This is a genomic window from Flavobacterium quisquiliarum (genome assembly GCF_019308285.1).
Classification (GTDB): domain Bacteria; phylum Bacteroidota; class Bacteroidia; order Flavobacteriales; family Flavobacteriaceae; genus Flavobacterium; species Flavobacterium quisquiliarum.
On sequence record NZ_WWEM01000006.1, the window covers coordinates 35219 to 54656 of the forward strand.

Genomic DNA, 19438 nt, shown 5'->3' on the forward strand with positions numbered 1-19438 from the left:
GCTCTTTTTAAAGTTCAAAAAAATATTAGTAGGTTATTGTAAAACACGATGAAACTTCCTTTAATGCTAAAGAATAATGGATTCACACATAATTGCATTATAAGTTGCCGGCAGGATTTAAATATAAAACGCTACCTGAAAAACAGGTAGCGTTTAAGAGAAATTATTTTTGAACTATTGGAGTTCTAAGTGATTCTAAGACCGCAACAATATCTGTATAAAGCTCTGTATTTGAAGCTACACCATTTGCATTTGCAGCTGCTCCTACATATCCTTCAAATTTTGTATAATCCGCAGTACTTGATTTTGTCCCCATGCGAGGATTTTTCGCAGGATCGTGCGCAGCTACCATATTCAAACCAGAATAGGTATTTACGGCATTTGTACCACCAGTGTTAAACGAAAAGAAATCAGTCAGATTGTCCGATAGTTTAGCAATATTTGTAGACTGGGTAGTTCCTGTTTCGGCTAATACCGGGGCAAAATGCGCTTGTAGATTCCCCGCTGCATTCGACTGAACGTCGGCAACAATTAATCCTATAGTTGAATTTACCACCTTGCGGAAACTCAAACGCCCCTGCTCGATCATTTGGCCAGCGTTATCTGGATCTGAAACCATTTTAGTTCCGCCTAATCTTTCGTAAATAGATGCCTTTACAGGAGGAGTTACCGGGGCGTCATCATCATTACTACTGCACGAAGCCAGGGTTGCAGAAGCTGCGAGTAATACACTAAGTGTAATTTTGGAATAAATTTTCATAATAAAAATATTAAAGGTTAATTAAAAAAACGGTTTAGTTTTTGAGACAATCTGTAGCTCAAACTATTTTGATTCACTGGACAAACTTCTTTGCCAGCCAAATTTTCCGGTAAAATATAACGCTGAGCATCATAATGTCCTATGGCTATCAACTGGTCAAATACTTTTTTAGAATTCGTGATCTTGTTGTTATGGAAGTAAACAACCACATTTCTTTTTACGATTATAGAATCAGAGGTTAATCCTTTGATAGATCTCAAATCTGAACATATTTGTTTGGCTTGTACCGAATCTATGTTTGTTTTAAAATCAATTCGGCTTACCTGCAGATTTGGGCTTTCATAAACAGCAGGCTTAGCGGTAATAATGTGGAATAGAAAAATGGCAAAAAATAGTACCAAAATGATCAATCCCGTCCAAAGGCCTTTTTTAATAAATTTGTTAATTTTCATAAAGCTGATTTTTAAAATGATTTTAGGTTTTCTAGATCATATACGAACCCTTTTTTGGCTTGGTTTTATTTAAATTGATAAAATAGTAGTTTAGATTTATTGTAAATAACAACACACTGAATTACAGGGTTTTTTAGAAAACTCTTGCCAAATTAAACCCAAAGAAAATATCTCCCTTAGTCCAGTCTCCCGTAGTTCTTCCAAGATATCCGGCTTCATCAATGGCTTGAGAACTGGTAAAATGCATTTGAAAAACGTGTCCGCCGGTTTCCAGGTCAAAACCAATGGATAATGGATTTTTATAAATAGAATTTGACGCCCTGTTTAAGTGTGCCGCATAATCCATATTCAATGACCAGCGTTTTGCAAACTTATATCTACCGCCAAAGCCAATGGCATATTGTGAATTGCTCTGTTCGGGGTCGAGCACAAAATTTTCATGGAAAAATGATGGAACTATTTCTAAAGATAATTTTTCAGATAATTTTCTGGAAATTAAAAGCTGGGCTACATAGGTGAGCCTATTTTTAAATTCAAGTTTAGGATATAGACTTTCCTTTAGCGTGTTGTTGATAGACAAACTATTAAACCCTGCAATAGTCACCGGAAATCCGTCTTTTATTTGCGGCAATAACATATATTTTGTTGCAAAGTCATAAGCAAATTCACTTCTGGCGGCACTTATATTAATCCCCGGGGTCAATCCGTATATGAATTTTATTTGTGTGTTGGCGTTATCCAGTCCATAGAATCCCTCAAAGCCGTCTTTTATAGAACCAAACCGGTGTGCTACAACAAAATACAAATCTCCTTTTGCCGCGAGTTTGGTCGATTCGAGATTGACAATCTTCAGGGCTTTAAATGCAGATGTCACCTTTTCTTTTGTGATTGGCGCATCAACTCCGGATAATAGGTCGTCTTGCGAATAGGTTAGTAATGGAAATAAAAACAATAATAGAATGAGCTTTTTCATGTGGTTAATTTTAATTGTTATTTGTTTTGGTGTACAAGGGAGGATTGATCTATTTTAAATTCTTGTAAGAGCTCATCATATCCTAAAAATCGTCCTTTAATTTTTAGCATTCTGCCAATTGCAATGTCTTTGGGCAAACTGTCTTTGAAGGTTGCAAATATCTTTTCGCTAATAACGATTCCCTTACTGGCGGGTTCAACAGCTGTTACAATTGCAGTTACTTCAATTGTTTTGTCCTGGTATTTGGCAGTAGCAAGGCTGTCATTGAAAGTAAATTCTTTTTCGAGTCCTTTAACCGTTACAGTATAATCTGCAGTTTCTGATTCGATATTCCTATGACCTTTGTAACTGTAGAGGTAAATTGAGATCCCAGTTATCAGGAAGAGGGGAATAATAATAAGTATTTTTTTTCTCATGGCTGGTTTTTAGTATTTGGATTATCTACGTTAAAAAATACCTATTGGATTTAAATGATCAAATATGACTGCTGCTAAATCTGTATCATCCATTTCACCGTATATGATTTGAAAATGCTTTAAATATTAAAATCATTTAGCCTTTCTAAAACTAAAAACCAATCCCATGAATTTAAAAACTCGTTTGCTTATTCCATCATTTGCTTTACTACTGGTAAGTTGTACAGATGATAATCCCAGTACTTTAATTGACACTCCACCAATTACCGGCGTTGCCACATACAATCAGAATGTGAAATCCATCATTGATAATAATTGTGTTGTCTGCCATGCAGCTGTTCCCAAAAATGGGGCACCTATGTCCCTGGTTACTTATGATCAGGTTAAAAATGCGGTCTTAAATCGCGGGCTGCTCAACCGGATTTCTTTAGAAAATGGAAATAGTTCATTAATGCCACAGGGAGGGCCAAGATTGCCTCAAACCACAATTGATGTTATTAAAAAATGGGAACAAGATGGATTATTAGAGCAATAATCCATAGTAAAAAACATGAAAAAAATCATAATAATGCCAATGATATTGGCCTCGTTCCTTGTTTTTTCGCAGGAAAAAATCTTAACTAAATCATCAACAATCACTTTTGAAGCTTCGGTCCCGTCTTTTCAGCCGGTTTTAGGAACCAATACCAATGTCACTTTTGTTTTAAATCCGGCAACAGGTGAAATTGCATCCTTAGCCCTTATAAAAGGATTTCAGTTTGAAATGCCTTTGATGGAAGAACATTTCAATGAAAATTACATGGAGACCGATAAATATCCGAAAGCTATTTTTAGGGGAAAAATAGAAAAATTTGATGCCAATAATTTAACTGAAGATTATAAAGATTACCTAATAAAAGGAAACTTAGAACTTCATGGGAAATCAAGAGATATAAATGCGAGCGCAAAGATCACCAGGACAGGTTCCAGAATTACCATCATTTCAGATTTTGCTGTTAATGCCAGTGATTTTGGCATTCCAATTCCATCGCTTATCAAGTATAAACTTGATGATAGAGTAAAGGTTCAAATTATTGCTGTTTTAAAATAAGCAAAAAATTGATTTTTAAACTAACATAATAATATAAAGAAAACCATGAAAAAAATTATACTCGTTTCCATGCTTTATGCTTGCGCTATTGGTCTGGCGCAAGAAAAAATGATCAGTAAAACAGGTAAAATAACTTTTGAAGCATCTGTTGCTTCTTTTGAAGAGGTTAAAGCTACAAATAACAATGTAACCTTTGTATTGAATACTACAACAGGAGAAATTGCAAGTTTAGCATTGATGAAAGGATTTCAATTTAAAGTTGCGTTAATGGAAGAGCATTTCAATGAAAATTATATGGAGAGCGATCAATACCCTAAAGCTATATTTAAAGGGAAAATAGAAGATTTTGATTTAAACAGTCTTACCAATTCTGCTAAAGATTTTACTATAAAAGGGAAGTTAGAGCTTCATGGAAAATCAAAGGATATAATAACCAAAGCAAGGATAATGATGTCCGGATCTGGAATTAGTATTGTATCTAATTTTGCCGTAAATGCCAGTGATTTTAACATCGTCATACCAACTCTCGTGAAAAGCAAAGTTTCTAATAAAATTAATATTCTAGTTGTTGCAGTTTTGAAATGACAGATCAAAAAAGTAAGATTTATAACTTTAAGAGAAGTATACTAAACCATTAAAAAGATTTAATTTTGAAAAACCAATTATTCGCTATTTCAAAAATGGAGGAAGAAATAAAAGTTGAAAACGACTTTGCACTTATCCGTTTTCAGAATGACGGTCCAGAACCTTTTTTTACACACCGTCAACTAACCACTGATTTCATACAGTTTCATTTCGTACTTAAAGGTAACGCCAAACTTTCATTTAATAATGGTAATTATGATTTAGCACTACAAGAAGAAAAATCCTTTCTTTTATACAATCCACAAAAGGAGCTACCATTTCATTTAGAGCTTTCACCAAATTCGTGGATGATTTCTGTTATTATTTCAATTAGGAAATTTCATGCATTGTTTTCTGTTGAAGCAGATTATATTACTTTTTTAAGTCCTGATAACAAGTATAAAAATTATTATAATGAAGGTTGTATAAGTCCTTCAATGGCAGTTGTTTTAAGCCAGTTGTTCCATTATAACCTTCATCCATCCATAAAAAATCTTTATTGTAAAGGTAAAGGATACGAATTACTTAGTTTATCTTTTAACAGGAGCGAAGATCCAAATGCGCATCATTGTCCGTTTTTAATTGATGAAGGTAATGTATTGAAAATAAAAAAAGCCAAAGAAATTATCATCGCCAATATGGCTGAACCGCCTGGTTTACAAGAATTAGCCGATGAAATTGGTCTGAATCTGAAGAAACTGAAAATGGGTTTCAAACAAATTTATGGCTATACGGTTTACGGTTTTCTTTTTGACTATAAAATGGATTTCGCCAGAAAATTGCTTGACAGCGGTTCTTACAATGTAAACGAAGTGGGGTTGAAAATAGGTTACAGTACAGGAAGCCATTTCATTGCAGGATTCAAGAAAAAGTTTGCAACAACTCCAAAAAAATATCTGATGTCGATTAATACGAATGTTTAAGTTTTGTTGGCTATGAGCCTGGTGATAATGAACGGGCGAAGCAATCCACGAATTTTAATCTACTCAATCTGCAAAATCTGCGCGACAATTTTAACATCTATTCTATAGAACAAAGCAAAAAGTAAATGAAAGGCGTATTATTAGTAAACTTAGGATCTCCGGAAAGTCCAACTACAAAAGATGTAAAACCATATTTAGACGAGTTTTTAATGGACAAACACGTGATCGATGTTCCGTATTTGTTGCGAGCTTTTTTAGTTCGTGGCATTATCCTGAGAAAAAGACCGGAAGAATCTGCACATGCTTATACTAAAATTTGGTGGGAAGAAGGTTCTCCGTTAGTGGTGCTATCTGAAAGAATGCAGAAAAAAGTAGAGTCTTTAGTAAATGTTCCGGTTTCGTTAGCAATGCGCTATGGAAGCATGACAATTGAAAAAGGGCTACAGGAATTACATGATACAGGAGTCACAGAAGTATTACTTTTTCCTTTATATCCGCAATATGCAATGGCTTCAACATTGACAATTTTGGTTAAAGCGGAAGAAATTCGTAAAAAGAAATTTCCACAAATGACTTTTACCGATGTTCCTGCGTTTTATAACAAACCGGATTACATCAAGAATCTGGCTGATTCTATCCAGAAACATCTAGTTGGATTCCACTACGATCATCTGTTATTCTCGTATCACGGAATTCCGGAGCGTCACATTCGCAAAACCGATGTAACCAAATCACATTGTAAAATTGACGGCTCTTGCTGTAACACACCTTCGCCGGCACACGATTTCTGCTATCGTCATCAATGTTATGAAACAACAAGACAAGTCGTAAAATTATTAGGGCTTCCAGCTGATAAATACAGTTTAACTTTTCAATCGCGTTTAGCGGGAGACAAATGGTTAGAACCTTATACCGATGTTGAAGTTGATAAAATGCCAGCAAAAGGGATCAAGAAATTGGCAGTGGTAACTCCGGCTTTCGTTTCAGATTGTTTAGAAACGCTGGAAGAAATCGCAATGCGAGCCAAAGAAGATTTTGAAGTAAAAGGAGGAGAGAATTTCTTAGCGATTCCGTGTTTGAATGATGATGATGAATGGTGTAAGACCGTGAGTAATTGGATTAATGATTGGGCTAGATAAATCTAAATTAAGAGCATAGAATATTACATTTACTATTAATAGTTAGATTATTTAATCTTTTGGTTAATCCCAAACTTTCGCACCTGATCCGATAGTCGTTGCAGGTTATGTTTCTGTATCAAAAAAGACATCAGCTCCCTATATTTAAAGTATTGAGCTGGCAATAAAATGTTAAGCAGTATCTCATATATAATCTGCTATTACTATTGTTCAGGATAGTAATTACAGAAAAAGCCCTGAAATTTCAGGGCTTTTCTGTAATTGTATTTTATTCACGGAAAATTACATTTTCGGAAGCAGTACTGTATCCACTACATGTATAACACCATTGGATTGATTTACATCTGAAATAGTAACTTTAGCCTTATTGCCGCTCTCGTCGCTGATGTACAAATCTTTTCCATCCATCCAGGCAGTTAAAGTTCCGCCGCTCACTGTTTTTAAAGTGGCTTTTCCTTTACCGGCTTTTATTGCTTTTGCAATATCAGAACTATTCATTTTACCGGATACTACATGATAGGTCAATATAGTTTGCAATGTTTTAATATTCTCAGGTTTCAATAATGTTTCAACAGTTCCGGCCGGTAATTTACTAAAAGCTTCATTTGTCGGTGCAAAAACAGTAAATGGACCTTTACCTTGCAGGGTTTCAACTAATCCTGCTGCTTTTACTGCTGCTACCAATGTGGTATGATCCTTTGAGTTTACCGCATTTTCTATAATATTTTTATTAGGATACATAGCCGCTCCACCAACCATTACTGTTTTTTGTGCAAATGATGTAAATCCAAATCCTAATGCCAGGATTGCTGCTGCTAAAAATTTTCCAGTTTTCATAATTACTTTTTTTAAGTTATAAAGTCATTTACGCTTTAATATTCTTTTTGGTTTTAAAATAAGCCAAGAAATAAACTAAAATAAAACCGGACTAACTAAAAGGTATTATGGATGAGTATTTTAAGGGAATATTTTTTGATAACTTACTATGGTCAAAATAATTTCGCTGTTATCTTCACAATGAAAGCAGCCTGAAAAGATGAAAAGGAGAGGCGAAAATTTCTTTTTCTTTAGTTGTGATATGTTTAGATCAGAAAAGCAGTTTAGATACTATACTTTTAATGTAACTTTATTAATCGTAAATTATGCATCAGGCTACTATATACTTATAGGGCTTGAATATGCGATTTAAACATGGAAGCGAATTATTTTTCAAATTGTTTACATTTACCAAATAATGTATCTCTTATGTACGAAGAATTAAAATATTGGTATTTGCGTGATCATAAATTGTTTAGGACTTTGAGTTTTTCTCAAATCAAGCAACTTTGCATAATCACAGGTTTTAAAAAAGCCTCAAAAGGGGAAATTATTTATTTTTCATCTTCAGATGTGCCCCGGATTTTTTTACTTAAAAAGGGGAATATCAAGATTGTTGCCCTGGATAATAATGGCAACGAAACTATAAAGGACATTATCCAGAAAGGAGATTTGTTTGGTGAACTGACTTTGGAAACAGATAATAAAAACGAAGAATATGCAAAAGTCCTTTCAGACGATGTTGCCATCTGCAGTTTTTTAATGTCTGATTTTGAAGATTTATTGCTTCGTAATCCGACTTTAGCACTTTCATACACCAAGTTTGTAGGACTGAAAATGAAACGCATTAAAAACAATTATGCCAATCTAATTTCTAAGGATGCCAAAACCAGATTGTATCAATTCCTGAAAGACTGGGCAGAACAGGAAGGCGTTAGAGAAGGAAATTCAGTAGCCATTGAAAATTATCTAACCCAAAATGATATTGCCCAGATTATCTGTACCTCCAGACAAACCGCTACACAATTGCTCAATGAGATGGAAACCAATCAGCTTTTAAACTACAACAGAAAAGAAATTATCATTCGAGATATTACCAAATTATAATTATTTTGGGCTAAGTGTAAATTAGCCGACATTTTGCTTTTTTATAGTATGATAATTTTACATTATTAAAAAGATGTAAAAACATACACTATGAAAAAATTAATTTTTATTTTTTTAGCGACCCTTACTTGGGCTGCTAACGCGCAGAACATGATTGCTAAATCTGCCACTGATATCGCTCCTTTGCTAATAGGAGAGAAGATTCCAAACCTTACTTTAAAATCATCGGATAATACAGATGTACAAATTTCAGACCTGCTAAAAAAGAAAAAGACAGTTCTTGTTTTTTATCGTGGAGGCTGGTGCCCGTATTGCAATATGCATTTGCAGGCATTGGCTGAAGCCGAAAAGCAAGTTCTGGATTTGGGATATCAAATTATTGCGGTAAGTCCTGATTCTGCTGAAAATTTAAAAATGACAGCAGAAAAAGATAAAGTAAAATATACCTTACTTTCTGACTCAAAAGGAGAATTAATAAAAGCCATGGGAATTGCTTTTGAGGCTCCTGAAAACTATAAAAGTGTAATTAACGTAAATTCTAAAGGAATGAATACTAGTTTTTTACCTGTTCCGTCCGTTTTTGTTGTGAATCCCCAGAGTGATATCCTTTTTGAATATGTCTCTCCTGATTTTAAGCATCGTATCACGACCGAATTACTTGTTTCAGTATTAAAAAATTTAAAATAAAAAAAATGAAAAAGTTAGTATTACTTGTATTGATTTTGGTTTTTGGAGTTTCTTCTGCTCAAAATGATGCCAAAAGAGCTAGCCAGTATAATTTAGAAAACAAAACTGCCATTCAGGGTTATGATCCGGTAGGATATTTTAGTCAGGGAAAAGCAGTTAAAGGGAAAAAAGGGATCTCAGCTTCTTACCAGGGCGTGATTTATAATTTTTCGTCAGGTGAAAATAAAAATGCTTTTCTGAAAAATCCATCAAAATACGAACCTCAATACGGTGGCTGGTGTGCTTATGCGATGGGAAGCGCTGGCGAAAAAGTCGAAATAAACCCCGAAACGTTTAAAATTACTGATGGCAAACTTTTTCTGTTTTACAATGCCTTTTTCAACAACACCTTAAAAAGCTGGAATAAAGACGAGGTAAATTTAAAAACACAGGCAGATGACAACTGGAAAAAAATCTATAAATAACACGGTCATGAAAAGGGAAATTTTAATATGGATTCTCAGAATTGCCGCCTCGGTAATTTTATTGCAGACCTTATATTTCAAGTTCAGCGGAGCAGAAGAAAGCATCTATATTTTCACTGCCCTAGGAGTAGAACCTTACGGAAGAATTGGTTCAGCAATAGCCGAATTGATAGTGGTAATTTTAATCCTCATTCCAAAAACCACCTGGATTGGTGCTTTGAGTGGAATTGGGGTAATGACCGGAGCTATTTTATCACATGTATTTGTTTTGGGACTCGTGGTAAAAGATGACGGCGGATTACTTTTTAGTCTGGCTATTATTACCTTATTATGCTGCCTGGGTTTGCTTTATTTCAACAAAAACAAATTGTCTAATCTTCTAAATTAAAAGATCATGTTACTAGAATCAATACGCCAGAGTTTAGATGAGTTAATTTATCTATTAGATCAATTGTCAGATCAGGATTATTCAAAATCTTGCCAGGCTTTAAGTAATGCCACAATTGGCGAACATACAAGACATATTCTGGAGATGTTTCAATGTCTGGAACAAAGTTATGATTCGGGAATTTTAAATTATGACAACCGCCAGAGAAATAAGCAAATTCAAACCGAAACAGAATTTGCTAAAAAATGCATTATTCAAATTAAAAAAGAATTGAAAAGCGAGAACAAAATAATCTATCTCGAACAGTTTATTGATGGTCTTAGCATGAGGATTCAAAGCAATTATTATAGAGAATTGCTCTATAATTTAGAGCATTGTGTGCATCATCAGGCGCTCATAAAAGTGGCCGTTTTGCAATTCGAAAATATTATCATTGATGAAAATTTTGGTGTAGCGCGCTCGACCATAGCATACAGAAAACAATGTGTACAGTAAGTTTTGTAAATAATAACGGAGTTGTAATGATCACTTCAAACAGGGATGAAAAAGTAATTCGTCCCAGTGCTATTGTGCCCAGGAATTATAAGCATAAGGGAAAAAATATGATGTACCCAAAAGATTCAAAAGCGGGGGGAACCTGGTTTGTCATGGATGAAAACGGAACAGTTCTGGTTTTGCTAAATGGCGGAATCGCAAAACACAATGTGATACTGCCTTATCGAAAAAGCCGCGGACTAATTGTTTTGGACATTATTTCGGATGATTCTCCAAAGGACTTTTGGAAACAAATTGATCTGGATAATATTGAGCCTTTTACGCTGGTTTTGTATCAGGAAAAAGAATTGTACGAATTGATTTGGGATGGCATTGAAAAAAAGAGCACAATATTAGATGAATCCCGAAATTATATTTGGTCATCAGTTACTTTATATACAGATCCGGTAAGAAAGAAAAGATCAGACTGGTTTTTTGATTTTTTGAAAGATAAAAATGAAATATCACCATTGGAAATGCTGGATTTTCATCGAAACACAAGCAGCGAAGACACTCAAAATGGTTTAATTATCAATAGAGAAAATAGGATGAAAACCCTGAGCGTAACCCAAAGCGTAATAGAGCAAAATAGGGGGGTAATGAAATATTATGATTTAGTCAAAGCAGAAGATTTTTCAACCTCATTTATTCGAATTTAAAAACATTCAGATGAAACTATTTTTTCATAAAATTACCAATTGGGAATATTGGCCATTTCAGGTTCTGTATGTTCCTATCTATTTTCTTTGGGCCTATTATGCCATCAGAGCAAGATCTTTTTTTTTCTTTAATGCCTCTAATCCGAAAATTAAAAACGGCGGGTTTATGATGGAAAGCAAAAAACAGATTTATGATCTGCTTCCTGAAAAATGCTACCCGAAAACCATTTTAATTAAAGAAAATACGGATTTTAAAACCATAGCAGATAAGGTATTAGAAAGGGAAATCTATTTCCCGTTAATTGCAAAGCCGGATATTGGCCTGCGTGGTTCGGGCGTGAAAAAAATTAAAACAATATCGGAGCTGAAAGACTATGCCCAAAAAGCAAATTTTGATTTTCTTTTGCAGGATTTAATCCCATTCAAGAATGAAGTGGGTGTTTTTTATGTTCGTCATCCGCTGGAAAAATACGGAAAAATTACCGGAATTGTCTCTAAAGAGTTTTTGATTGTAACAGGTGATGGCAAATCAACAATTGAAAATCTGATCAAACAAACGCCAAGATTTCAGTTGCAGTTTAATGTTTTAAAAGAAGAATATGGTGATCAATTGGACCTGATATTACCCAGAGGCGAAACCATAAATTTAGTTCCATTTGGCAATCACGCCCGGGGCGCAAAATTTTTGGATGGCAGCCATTGGGTTACGCCAAAATTAACCAAGATGATCAATGAGCTCGCTGCTCAAATCCCTGAATTTTATTTCGGGCGTTTCGATATCATGTACAACACTTTTGAAGAATTAGAACAAGGAGAAAACTTCCAGATTGTAGAATTAAACGGCGCGGCAAGCGAACCTACACATATCTATGACCCCAAACATTCGGTTTGGTTTGCCTGGAAAGAACTGGCACGACATATTACTTATATGTATGAAATAAGTGTTGAAAACCATAAAAAAGGCATTCCCTATTTAGAGCACAAAGCAGGTATGCGTGAGTACAGATTGCATCTGGCACAAAACAATAAAATAATGAATTTCTAGAAATGAAAAAGTTAAAAAATATCTCCGTTGGATTTCTGGTAAGTTTTCTCGGATCAGTTCCGCTGGGATACTTAAACTTAGTTGGACTGGAAATCTATGCAAAATCAGGATTTCATAATTTGGTTTACTTTTTGTTTGGAGTCATATTTATTGAAACCTTTGTGATTTATTTTACGCTGCTTTTCGCCAGAGAGCTTATCAAAAACAGAAAACTCATGAAGATCATAGATCTGTTTTCAGTTGGGTTCATGCTTACTCTGGCGTTTGTTTTTTATTTGAATTTCAATCACCCGGCAGAGTCTAACTATTATTTAGGGAGATATTTGATTTATTCTCCATTTATAATTGGGGTAATTTTAAATGGATTTAATTTTTTACAATTGCCTTTTTGGACCAGCTGGAATTTATATCTGCTCAATGAAAAATATATTACCATTCAAAGGAAGCTAAAATATTATTATATCGCAGGAACCTTAATGGGTATTTTTACAGGAATGCTTAGCGTAATAATAATATTGCAGTCTGTTTTACAAGACACAAATCAATTCGCAAAGGGCATACTGCCTGTTTTTATTCCGCTTTTTTTTATTGCTTTAGCAGGTATTCAATTGTTTAAAGTATATAAGAAATATTTCAGTGTGTATTAGAATTTTAAAAGGGTAAAATTTATTATGATTTGCAGGTGATTTTTAGTGGAGACTATTAATTAATAATTTTTCAGGAGCTTTTCCCGCTATCGGTTCCACCCGAGTGCCAGCGTACTGGCGAAGCAATCTTTTGTGCCAAGCCCCGGCACAAAAGGATTTCACTGCCATCGAGGGTAGGGCTGCCACAGAGCCCTGTTTTGTCGTGGAGGACTGCACATTCAAACGCAATTCTTTGCAGCAAACCTGAATTTTACCTGCTGAAATGATAAATTACAGTCTGAATATTATTCTTTAAATCACACGAAAAATATTTCCATGCAGCCCTGTTTAAAATACAGTCTATTGGTTTTTGGTATATTTAATTGGAGGTACAGTTATAATGAGTTAAATTTGTATTTATGGCAAAACTCATAAATCTTAAGGTCTTTTCTCATTTTTTCCGATCCTCCTCTGCAGGTGGAATTATATTATTAATCTGTGTACTTATATCACTTTTGATTGCCAATTCAGGATGGTCGGATGGTTTTAAGGAACTGCTTAATTTTGAATTGGGATTCAATAGTTCTTCGCTGCATTTAAAATATCCGGTTTTACTCTGGATCAATGACGGGCTTATGGCTGTTTTTTTTCTTCTTGTAGGACTGGAAATAAAAAGGGAGATAATAGAAGGGGAGCTTTCGTCATTTGCCCAGGCAGCTTTGCCGGTTTTTGCCGCAGTAGGCGGTGTAGTGATGCCGGCCTTAATTTATTTCTTTTTTAACAATGGCGATCCGTATACGGCCAAAGGCTGGGGGATTCCAATGGCTACCGATATTGCTTTTGCGCTGGGAATTTTATCCCTTTTAGGCAGTAAGGTGCCTTCGGGCCTTAAAATATTTCTGGCCGCGCTGGCTATTGTGGATGACCTTATTGCAATTTTAGTAATAGCCATATTTTACTCCTCGGAACTTAATTTTCTCTATTTAGGATATGCAGGGGCATTGTTTGTTTTATTGATAATCTTTAATCGAATGGGTGTCAAAAATCTGTTTTTTTACCTGATCCCCGGAGCAGTTATCTGGTATTTTATTCATCACTCGGGTATTCATGCCACTATTGCCGGTGTTTTGGTAGCCATAACACTGCCCACTACTGAGGATGATACGGAGTCTGCGCTTGAAAAACTGGAACATGCCCTCACTCGTCCGGTGAATTTTATAATTATGCCCATTTTTGCCCTTGCCAATACCAATATCACTTTTGAATCTGAAATGATAGCAGGGCTTTTCAGTAACCTGGGACTGGGTATTATCCTTGGATTGTTTTTAGGTAAACCCATTGGGATTTTTATAATGTCATGGCTTTCGGTCAAGCTGAAAATTGCCGAGCTTCCCCAGTCTGTTACCTGGATGCATGTATTGGGGCTTGGTCTGCTGGGCGGGATCGGATTTACAATGTCGATTTTTATAGCACTTCTTTCCTTTGGAGATGCACTGCATCAAAATGAAGCCAAATTCGCGATACTCATTGCCTCTACAATTGCCGGTATTTCAGGATTTTGCATTTTGAGCCTGTACAATAAGAAGCAGAAAAAAGCTCTTGGGGAAAATTAATGTTTCTTAAAAAGTTCCACATCTTTTACCAGCAGGCGCTCATTGAGCCACAGCTTGAGTTTGTCGCTCTGGGCCGGACTTAGAGTTTTAGCGCCGTCATAGATAACGGCCGTTATCGTTGTAATGCTGTCTTTTTGATTAACAAGGCTGCTTTTATTGATAGAGAGTGAACTTACCTCGGGAAATAAAACCCTGGTTTCTTTTAAAATCTGAATGTTGTCAAATTTGTTCCTGGTCAGCTGCTTTTCCAGCTGCATGATCTTAACGTCTTTGACATTCATCTCATTCTCACTGCTTTTAATCTGGCTCAGGATATCGCCCTTTAGAGCATTGAAGCGGTCAGTGCTGTCCTGACGGATCTGCAATTGTGTGCCGGCCAGGTATTTATTCAGGTTCAGTTTATCTTTAAGCTCTTTTATTTCTGATTCAGAAAACCGTCTGGAGAGGAAAGCCAGCTCGAGTTTTTTAGCTTTAGGCGTAAAATCAGTTTTTTTATACACTATGGTATATCCTTTATTGGTGAATTCACGCTCAATGAAAAGATCTGTATTTTTTTTGAACTGCTGCTCCCTGTACAGGGAGTAGGCCAGATAGCTGCTGGGTACCAGCATAACTGTTATTAAAAAAGCAATGGTATACTTTACCCGTTTTTGGTGTCTTTCATCTACCTGTTTAACGGCCGGGTAGTTAAGGTATTTAATGATTAAAAAAGTAGCGATCCCTATAAAGACGCAGTTGATGCAGTAGAGATAAAATGCCCCTAAAAAGAAGGTCCACTGCGCGGTGGCAATCCCGTAACCGGCCGTACACAGCGGCGGCATAAGGGCCGTTGCAATGGCAACCCCTGGAATTGGATTGCCTTTTTCCGATCTGGTAACGGCAATCACTCCCACAACACCTCCAAAAAAGGCGATAAGGATATCATAGATATTTGGGGAAGTCCTGGCCAGCAGTTCGGACTGTACATCCTTGAAGGGACTAAGGTAAAAATACAAGGTCGAAACCACCAGGCTTACTACTGTTGCAGTCAGTAAATTTTTGAGTGACCTTTTAAGCAATGAAAAATCATAAATACCCAATGCGAATCCGGCCCCCACAATCGGCCCCATGAGAGGGGATATGAGCATTGCCCCGATAATCACAGCTGTTGAGTTTACATTTAACCCAACCGAGGCGACAATAATAGCGCAGGCTAAAATCCAAAGGTTTGCTCCTTTGAACGTTATATTGTTCTTTACCGCCTCCAGGGTTTTTACCCTGTCATCTTCTCCATCGCGAAGGTTGAGCAGGTCTGTAATTTTTCTCATAATCTATATAATTAGCAAGCGATTTAATACGCTATTTTGGCATGTAGGACTAAGATAAGACTAATTTTAATAATTATTTACTGAAATCGGGCAAATGAGAACTCAAAGCTGATTGAATTCATTTTTATATAAGGGAAGGTTTTATTCAAAAATCATCGATTTTAGCCTGTTTCGATACGATTCCAGCACATCTGATTTGGTTATAAAACCATAGTACTTCCCGTTTTTAATCACCGGCAGGAAGGCCTTATTGCTTTTTTCAAATTTATTCATAACGGTCTGCATGCTGTCAAAGAGATCCGCAGTCTGGACTGGCTGTACCATTATATCTTTTACAAGGATATTTTCCGCTTTGATATTATCAAAAATTACTTCGCGGATATCATTAAAATACACCAGTCCCTGAAGGTCATTTTCACCGTTTACAACCCCAAAAATAACCTGATCGGAATGTGCCAGAAGATCGGCAACATTTTCAAGGTTTTGACTGGTTGCTATAGTGAGGTAATCTTTTTTGACAAGATCTTCAATTTCCAGTGTGCACAGAATATTAGTATCCTTGTTGCCGGTGAAAACATTTCCTTTTTTAGCGAGGTTCTTTACATCCAGGGAGTGCTTTTCAAAACGCTTGGAAACAGCAAAACTCACAGAGGCTACAATCATAAGGGGAATCATCAGATCATATCCTCCTGTTATCTCTGCAATAAGAAAAATAGCCGTTAGCGGCGCATGAAACAGGCCGCTGAGGATCCCTGCCATGCCCACGAGCGTGAAATTGCTGACGGGAAGATCAGTAAGTCCCGTGAGATTTAAAAATTTGGAAAAGAAATATCCGGCATAAGAGCCCAAAAAAAGCGAAGGGGCAAAATTACCGCCGTTACCGCCGCTTCCCAAGGTAATTCCCGAAGCAAATGCCTTGAGCATCATAGAAAACCCTACAAAGGCCAGCAGTACCCAGCTGTTGTCGGCATAATCCCCAAATAGCGTATTTTCAAGCAATTTTCCGGGCTCTTTGTCGGCAAGGGTTTTAATGCTTTCGTATCCTTCGCCAAAAAGCGTAGGGAAAATAAAGATCATCAGTCCTAAAATGCAGGCCCCGATTAGCGCTTTTTTATAGATGCCAAATTTTAAATGGGCAAAATAGTGCTCGGTTTTTAAAAATTTCCGGGCATAAAAAACGGCAATAAAACCCGTGAAAAGTCCCATTAAAACGTAAAAGGGAATATTATGGTAATCGAAAGTCTGTTTTTCCCTGAAGGTCAGCAGTACATTCTCATTAAGCACTATGGTGGAAACCAGTGTTCCGGTGGCAGCTGCAATCATAATAGGGGTAAAGGCCGAAATAGTCACATCCACCAGCAGCACCTCGATGGCAAAGAGCACCCCGGCAATCGGCGCATTAAAGGCGGCCGCTATACCGGCGGCAACCCCGCAGCCAATGAGCAGTGTGCGTTCCTGATAGCTTAACTTGAACTGCTGGGCAAAATTGGAGCCAAAAGCGGCGCCTGTGATCACAATGGGGCTTTCCAGTCCTGCAGATCCTCCAAGCCCTACGGTGAGCGAGCTGGTGATAATCTGGGCATACATCTGCTTTTTGGGAATAATACTGGCTTTTCTGGCCACAATATATAAAATCTGTGAAGTCCCTTTCTCCAGGGTGCCTCCCAGTACTCTTTTCACCACAAAAACAGTTAAAAGAATACCTATAACTGGCAGGATGCTGTTTATAAAACTCAGCTTTAAGGTGCTGTTGATGTAAGTGGCAAAAGAATAGACCCAGTGCGCGAAGGCTTTTAAGAAAATTACGGCAAAGGCGGAAATAATTCCGATAAGGACACTGGAGAGAAAAATAAACTGTTTTTTGGTTAATTTTTCCTGTCCCCAGATCAGCAGGTTCTTTGCCTTTAGGAGTTGTTTTTTGAACATTTTACTAAATTGTAGTGTAGAATCACAAAGTTACCTCTTCAAAGGTGTTAACGGGAAAAATGAAACGTTAATGTAATGCTAATTTTAAAGGCAGGGTTTACGGCGCGAGATAATTTGACTGCCATTACCGCTTGTTTAAAATTTTTCCCGATACGGTAAGCTCTATGTAAAGAAGCAGGCAGATGATTGCTGTTTCAGCTGAGAAGTACATCAGATCAAGAATTGTAAGCTTGTTGTAATGAATAAATAAAAAGGCAATGGTCAGCGCGCAGTACAGTAAATTGGCAAAACTTATTAGTCTGATGTAAAGCGCCCATTTTGCTTTTAAAAATAAAAAGCAGGCAGCCGAGTAAAAGCAGAAACAAGCTGCGATTGAGAAGAGTAAATTGAGTGTTGTCTTGGGCATGCCAATATAGGGGCTTAGATTTGAAAGCACTCCACAAAGCAGTACAGCGGTTAGCAGAGCCCCCACAGAGTCAATTAAGAAAAGTCTTCTTGGATTCTTTGCCAGATGACGGGTTAATTTTTCAAAAATTCTATTCATTTTCTATTGCTGTTCGCTGATTTAAAGGTAACGGTTTTTTATCAGAGATTCTTATCTGTTCTTTTTGTACCAGGACAATTTCATTTTGCTGCTGTGATGTTATTCAAACACAAAGCCCAATTGGATTGGGCTTTGTGTTTTTAAATAATTAATTCTATTTGTATTTGATGTTAATACTGATAATGTCCGAAGTCATATTGGTAGTTCTTGTATAATGACCATAACGAATCTCTAAAGTATTCCAGTGTTTGAGTCCGAAGATTCCGTTTAATGGAGTGAATTTCATTCCCATCCCAAAGAAACTGCTGTCAAACTTAGACAAATCATAGTTGCTGGTGTAATATTCATCAGCTGCTGTATGTTCGCCATACGGTTTAAAATACTTCGTGCCAGTTTGGGTATAATATCTGTAAAACGGGCTCATTGAAAATGCCTGGGTTAATTTCACCGGAATTTCAAGATCGGCAGTATGTGCTCTGAGACTCCAGTCATCGGTATAATATCTGTAATAGGCGCGAATAATTACATTGTCTCCTAAGAAATAACTGGCCCTGATCCCCAGTGGAATTTTAAGTCTGGTATCGGGCATTTTTTCCTGATGAACAGAACCGTCTGCAAAATAAACCCTGTGAAACGGAAGGCTTAAATATCCGTTTTGGCTGATAACGTCACCTACAAGCATGACCTGCAGATTTTTGTTTACTACCTGAGAATAACTCAAAGTTCCTGCAAAAGTATTTCGGTTCGCGCTTCCGTAGCCTTCGCCTCCCGAAGTGCGAAGCTCAACAGGTTCAATCAGTTTTAACTGATCGAGAAAGGTTTGAAATTTGGCCGTGAATTCACCATTTCTGTCTTTTGTTTTTTGGGAGAAGCTGATATTGCCTCCAAACGACTGATAATCAAATTCGGTCGATGATGAAACGCCAATACCCAATGTTCTTCCTTTCTCTTCATTTTCTCTTAGATAAGTTAGAGAAGGGTAGAAGCGGTTGTCTGAAGAAGATGCAGATGAATTGGCACTTAAATCAATCATATCTGATGAGGCAGAGGTATAGTGGTCAATACCGGCTTCAATATCAAAAGTATGCTTGATTCCGGTTTCTCCGTATTTTACCAGTTTAACATCGATCGTGTTGGCAATGTCGGTTAAATGTTCAGAACCAATTCCCCCGGTAACGGCTGAATTGTTTCCGTCCTGCTTGTAATAGCTGGAAACCAGATTTACCTCCTCTAGTTTTAATTTTTTGCTTTTGTAAGCTGTGGAATCTGTAGGAACATTTTGTGCTCTTGTCTGAAATAATGCCAGTAAGGCAAATCCTGTAATGAATATTCTTTTCATTTTTTA

23 protein-coding genes are annotated in these 19438 nt (G+C 36.6%); 14 read left to right on the top strand and 9 right to left on the bottom strand.

Annotation, left to right across the window (positions count from 1 at the left end):
* Positions 1-163 precede the first annotated feature (163 nt).
* The 4 genes from GSY47_RS00905 to GSY47_RS00920 all read right to left on the bottom strand — a co-directional run bounded on the left by GSY47_RS00905 (position 164) and on the right by GSY47_RS00920 (position 2601).
* Positions 164-760: a globin family protein gene (locus GSY47_RS00905; RefSeq protein ID WP_035688600.1), complete on the bottom strand. Its 597-nt coding sequence runs from the start codon at positions 758-760 to the stop codon at positions 164-166.
* A gap of 17 nt (positions 761-777) precedes the next feature.
* Entirely contained in the window at positions 778-1212 is a 435-nt protein-coding gene (locus tag GSY47_RS00910; RefSeq protein WP_035688602.1) for a hypothetical protein, read from the bottom strand.
* A gap of 133 nt (positions 1213-1345) precedes the next feature.
* Entirely contained in the window at positions 1346-2185 is an 840-nt protein-coding gene (locus GSY47_RS00915) for a DUF5777 family beta-barrel protein (RefSeq protein ID WP_035688604.1), read from the bottom strand.
* 17 nt (positions 2186-2202) lie between these two features.
* The gene (locus tag GSY47_RS00920) at positions 2203-2601 is read right to left on the bottom strand and encodes an OB-fold protein (RefSeq protein WP_035688606.1); all 399 of its coding nucleotides are present in this window, start codon (positions 2599-2601) and stop codon (positions 2203-2205) included.
* Between the two features lie 166 nt (positions 2602-2767).
* On the opposite strand from GSY47_RS00920, the gene GSY47_RS00925 reads away from it, so the two are divergent.
* The 5 genes from GSY47_RS00925 to hemH all read left to right on the top strand — a co-directional run bounded on the left by GSY47_RS00925 (position 2768) and on the right by hemH (position 6377).
* Positions 2768-3136 carry a hypothetical protein gene (locus GSY47_RS00925; RefSeq protein ID WP_035688608.1) on the top strand — a complete coding sequence of 123 codons (369 nt, stop codon included), beginning with the start codon at positions 2768-2770 and terminating at the stop codon, positions 3134-3136.
* 15 nt (positions 3137-3151) lie between these two features.
* Positions 3152-3691 carry a YceI family protein gene (locus GSY47_RS00930; RefSeq protein WP_219071036.1) on the top strand — a complete coding sequence of 180 codons (540 nt, stop codon included), beginning with the start codon at positions 3152-3154 and terminating at the stop codon, positions 3689-3691.
* Between the two features lie 45 nt (positions 3692-3736).
* Positions 3737-4276: a YceI family protein gene (locus GSY47_RS00935; protein WP_035688612.1), complete on the top strand. Its 540-nt coding sequence runs from the start codon at positions 3737-3739 to the stop codon at positions 4274-4276.
* 95 nt (positions 4277-4371) lie between these two features.
* The gene (locus GSY47_RS00940) at positions 4372-5238 is read left to right on the top strand and encodes a helix-turn-helix transcriptional regulator (protein WP_219071071.1); all 867 of its coding nucleotides are present in this window, start codon (positions 4372-4374) and stop codon (positions 5236-5238) included.
* Positions 5239-5363: 125 nt separating this feature from the next.
* The gene (gene hemH / locus GSY47_RS00945) at positions 5364-6377 is read left to right on the top strand and encodes a ferrochelatase (RefSeq protein WP_219071037.1); all 1014 of its coding nucleotides are present in this window, start codon (positions 5364-5366) and stop codon (positions 6375-6377) included.
* A 282-nt stretch (positions 6378-6659) separates the two neighbouring features.
* On the opposite strand, the gene GSY47_RS00950 is transcribed toward hemH, so the two are convergent.
* On the bottom strand, positions 6660-7214 hold the full coding sequence (locus tag GSY47_RS00950; protein ID WP_035688618.1) for a fasciclin domain-containing protein: 555 nt from the start codon (positions 7212-7214) through the stop codon (positions 6660-6662).
* Positions 7215-7622: 408 nt separating this feature from the next.
* On the opposite strand from GSY47_RS00950, the gene GSY47_RS00955 reads away from it, so the two are divergent.
* From GSY47_RS00955 to nhaA, 9 genes are all read left to right on the top strand, one after another.
* Entirely contained in the window at positions 7623-8300 is a 678-nt protein-coding gene (locus tag GSY47_RS00955; protein WP_056252210.1) for a Crp/Fnr family transcriptional regulator, read from the top strand.
* Between the two features lie 90 nt (positions 8301-8390).
* Complete coding sequence (locus GSY47_RS00960; protein ID WP_219071038.1) at positions 8391-8987, top strand: peroxiredoxin-like family protein; 597 nt, start codon at positions 8391-8393, stop codon at positions 8985-8987.
* Between the two features lie 5 nt (positions 8988-8992).
* Positions 8993-9451, top strand: coding sequence for a YHS domain-containing (seleno)protein (locus GSY47_RS00965; protein ID WP_035688623.1), 459 nt, complete (start codon positions 8993-8995; stop codon positions 9449-9451).
* A 7-nt stretch (positions 9452-9458) separates the two neighbouring features.
* Positions 9459-9839, top strand: a complete 381-nt coding sequence (locus tag GSY47_RS00970; protein WP_035689431.1) for a hypothetical protein — start codon at positions 9459-9461, stop codon at positions 9837-9839.
* Between the two features lie 6 nt (positions 9840-9845).
* Positions 9846-10334 carry a hypothetical protein gene (locus GSY47_RS00975; RefSeq protein WP_035688624.1) on the top strand — a complete coding sequence of 163 codons (489 nt, stop codon included), beginning with the start codon at positions 9846-9848 and terminating at the stop codon, positions 10332-10334.
* Positions 10322-11032, top strand: a complete 711-nt coding sequence (locus GSY47_RS00980) for an NRDE family protein (RefSeq protein ID WP_219071039.1) — start codon at positions 10322-10324, stop codon at positions 11030-11032. Before GSY47_RS00975 ends, GSY47_RS00980 begins: the two co-directional genes overlap by 13 nt.
* Before the next feature lie 10 nt (positions 11033-11042).
* Entirely contained in the window at positions 11043-12077 is a 1035-nt protein-coding gene (locus GSY47_RS00985; RefSeq protein WP_219071040.1) for a D-alanine--D-alanine ligase, read from the top strand.
* A gap of 2 nt (positions 12078-12079) precedes the next feature.
* Positions 12080-12724: a hypothetical protein gene (locus tag GSY47_RS00990; protein WP_056251096.1), complete on the top strand. Its 645-nt coding sequence runs from the start codon at positions 12080-12082 to the stop codon at positions 12722-12724.
* 398 nt (positions 12725-13122) lie between these two features.
* Complete coding sequence (gene nhaA / locus GSY47_RS00995; protein ID WP_219071041.1) at positions 13123-14316, top strand: Na+/H+ antiporter NhaA; 1194 nt, start codon at positions 13123-13125, stop codon at positions 14314-14316.
* On the opposite strand, the gene GSY47_RS01000 is transcribed toward nhaA, so the two are convergent.
* The 4 genes from GSY47_RS01000 to GSY47_RS01015 all read right to left on the bottom strand — a co-directional run bounded on the left by GSY47_RS01000 (position 14313) and on the right by GSY47_RS01015 (position 19432).
* Positions 14313-15623: a DUF389 domain-containing protein gene (locus GSY47_RS01000; protein ID WP_219071042.1), complete on the bottom strand. Its 1311-nt coding sequence runs from the start codon at positions 15621-15623 to the stop codon at positions 14313-14315. The two genes, nhaA and GSY47_RS01000, sit on opposite strands and share 4 nt — an antisense overlap.
* A 141-nt stretch (positions 15624-15764) precedes the next feature.
* Positions 15765-17549: a chloride channel protein gene (locus GSY47_RS01005; RefSeq protein ID WP_219071043.1), complete on the bottom strand. Its 1785-nt coding sequence runs from the start codon at positions 17547-17549 to the stop codon at positions 15765-15767.
* A gap of 124 nt (positions 17550-17673) precedes the next feature.
* Positions 17674-18093, bottom strand: coding sequence for a hypothetical protein (locus tag GSY47_RS01010; protein WP_219071044.1), 420 nt, complete (start codon positions 18091-18093; stop codon positions 17674-17676).
* 154 nt (positions 18094-18247) lie between these two features.
* A complete protein-coding gene (locus GSY47_RS01015) occupies positions 18248-19432 on the bottom strand; it encodes a DUF3570 domain-containing protein (RefSeq protein WP_056251106.1) in 1185 nt (394 codons plus the stop codon).
* Positions 19433-19438: the final 6 nt, after the last annotated feature.

Bases quoted from the DNA above. Each gene is read 5' to 3' on its own strand.
- GSY47_RS00905 (WP_035688600.1), bottom strand. From the start codon at position 760: ATGAAAATTTATTCCAAAATTACACTTAGTGTATTACTCGCAGCTTCT.
- GSY47_RS00910 (WP_035688602.1), bottom strand. From the start codon at position 1,212: ATGAAAATTAACAAATTTATTAAAAAAGGCCTTTGGACGGGATTGATC.
- GSY47_RS00915 (WP_035688604.1), bottom strand. From the start codon at position 2,185: ATGAAAAAGCTCATTCTATTATTGTTTTTATTTCCATTACTAACCTAT.
- GSY47_RS00920 (WP_035688606.1), bottom strand. From the start codon at position 2,601: ATGAGAAAAAAAATACTTATTATTATTCCCCTCTTCCTGATAACTGGG.
- GSY47_RS00925 (WP_035688608.1), top strand. From the start codon at position 2,768: ATGAATTTAAAAACTCGTTTGCTTATTCCATCATTTGCTTTACTACTG.
- GSY47_RS00930 (WP_219071036.1), top strand. From the start codon at position 3,152: ATGAAAAAAATCATAATAATGCCAATGATATTGGCCTCGTTCCTTGTT.
- GSY47_RS00935 (WP_035688612.1), top strand. From the start codon at position 3,737: ATGAAAAAAATTATACTCGTTTCCATGCTTTATGCTTGCGCTATTGGT.
- GSY47_RS00940 (WP_219071071.1), top strand. From the start codon at position 4,372: ATGGAGGAAGAAATAAAAGTTGAAAACGACTTTGCACTTATCCGTTTT.
- hemH (WP_219071037.1), top strand. From the start codon at position 5,364: ATGAAAGGCGTATTATTAGTAAACTTAGGATCTCCGGAAAGTCCAACT.
- GSY47_RS00950 (WP_035688618.1), bottom strand. From the start codon at position 7,214: ATGAAAACTGGAAAATTTTTAGCAGCAGCAATCCTGGCATTAGGATTT.
- GSY47_RS00955 (WP_056252210.1), top strand. From the start codon at position 7,623: ATGTACGAAGAATTAAAATATTGGTATTTGCGTGATCATAAATTGTTT.
- GSY47_RS00960 (WP_219071038.1), top strand. From the start codon at position 8,391: ATGAAAAAATTAATTTTTATTTTTTTAGCGACCCTTACTTGGGCTGCT.
- GSY47_RS00965 (WP_035688623.1), top strand. From the start codon at position 8,993: ATGAAAAAGTTAGTATTACTTGTATTGATTTTGGTTTTTGGAGTTTCT.
- GSY47_RS00970 (WP_035689431.1), top strand. From the start codon at position 9,459: ATGAAAAGGGAAATTTTAATATGGATTCTCAGAATTGCCGCCTCGGTA.
- GSY47_RS00975 (WP_035688624.1), top strand. From the start codon at position 9,846: ATGTTACTAGAATCAATACGCCAGAGTTTAGATGAGTTAATTTATCTA.
- GSY47_RS00980 (WP_219071039.1), top strand. From the start codon at position 10,322: ATGTGTACAGTAAGTTTTGTAAATAATAACGGAGTTGTAATGATCACT.
- GSY47_RS00985 (WP_219071040.1), top strand. From the start codon at position 11,043: ATGAAACTATTTTTTCATAAAATTACCAATTGGGAATATTGGCCATTT.
- GSY47_RS00990 (WP_056251096.1), top strand. From the start codon at position 12,080: ATGAAAAAGTTAAAAAATATCTCCGTTGGATTTCTGGTAAGTTTTCTC.
- nhaA (WP_219071041.1), top strand. From the start codon at position 13,123: ATGGCAAAACTCATAAATCTTAAGGTCTTTTCTCATTTTTTCCGATCC.
- GSY47_RS01000 (WP_219071042.1), bottom strand. From the start codon at position 15,623: ATGAGAAAAATTACAGACCTGCTCAACCTTCGCGATGGAGAAGATGAC.
- GSY47_RS01005 (WP_219071043.1), bottom strand. From the start codon at position 17,549: ATGTTCAAAAAACAACTCCTAAAGGCAAAGAACCTGCTGATCTGGGGA.
- GSY47_RS01010 (WP_219071044.1), bottom strand. From the start codon at position 18,093: ATGAATAGAATTTTTGAAAAATTAACCCGTCATCTGGCAAAGAATCCA.
- GSY47_RS01015 (WP_056251106.1), bottom strand. From the start codon at position 19,432: ATGAAAAGAATATTCATTACAGGATTTGCCTTACTGGCATTATTTCAG.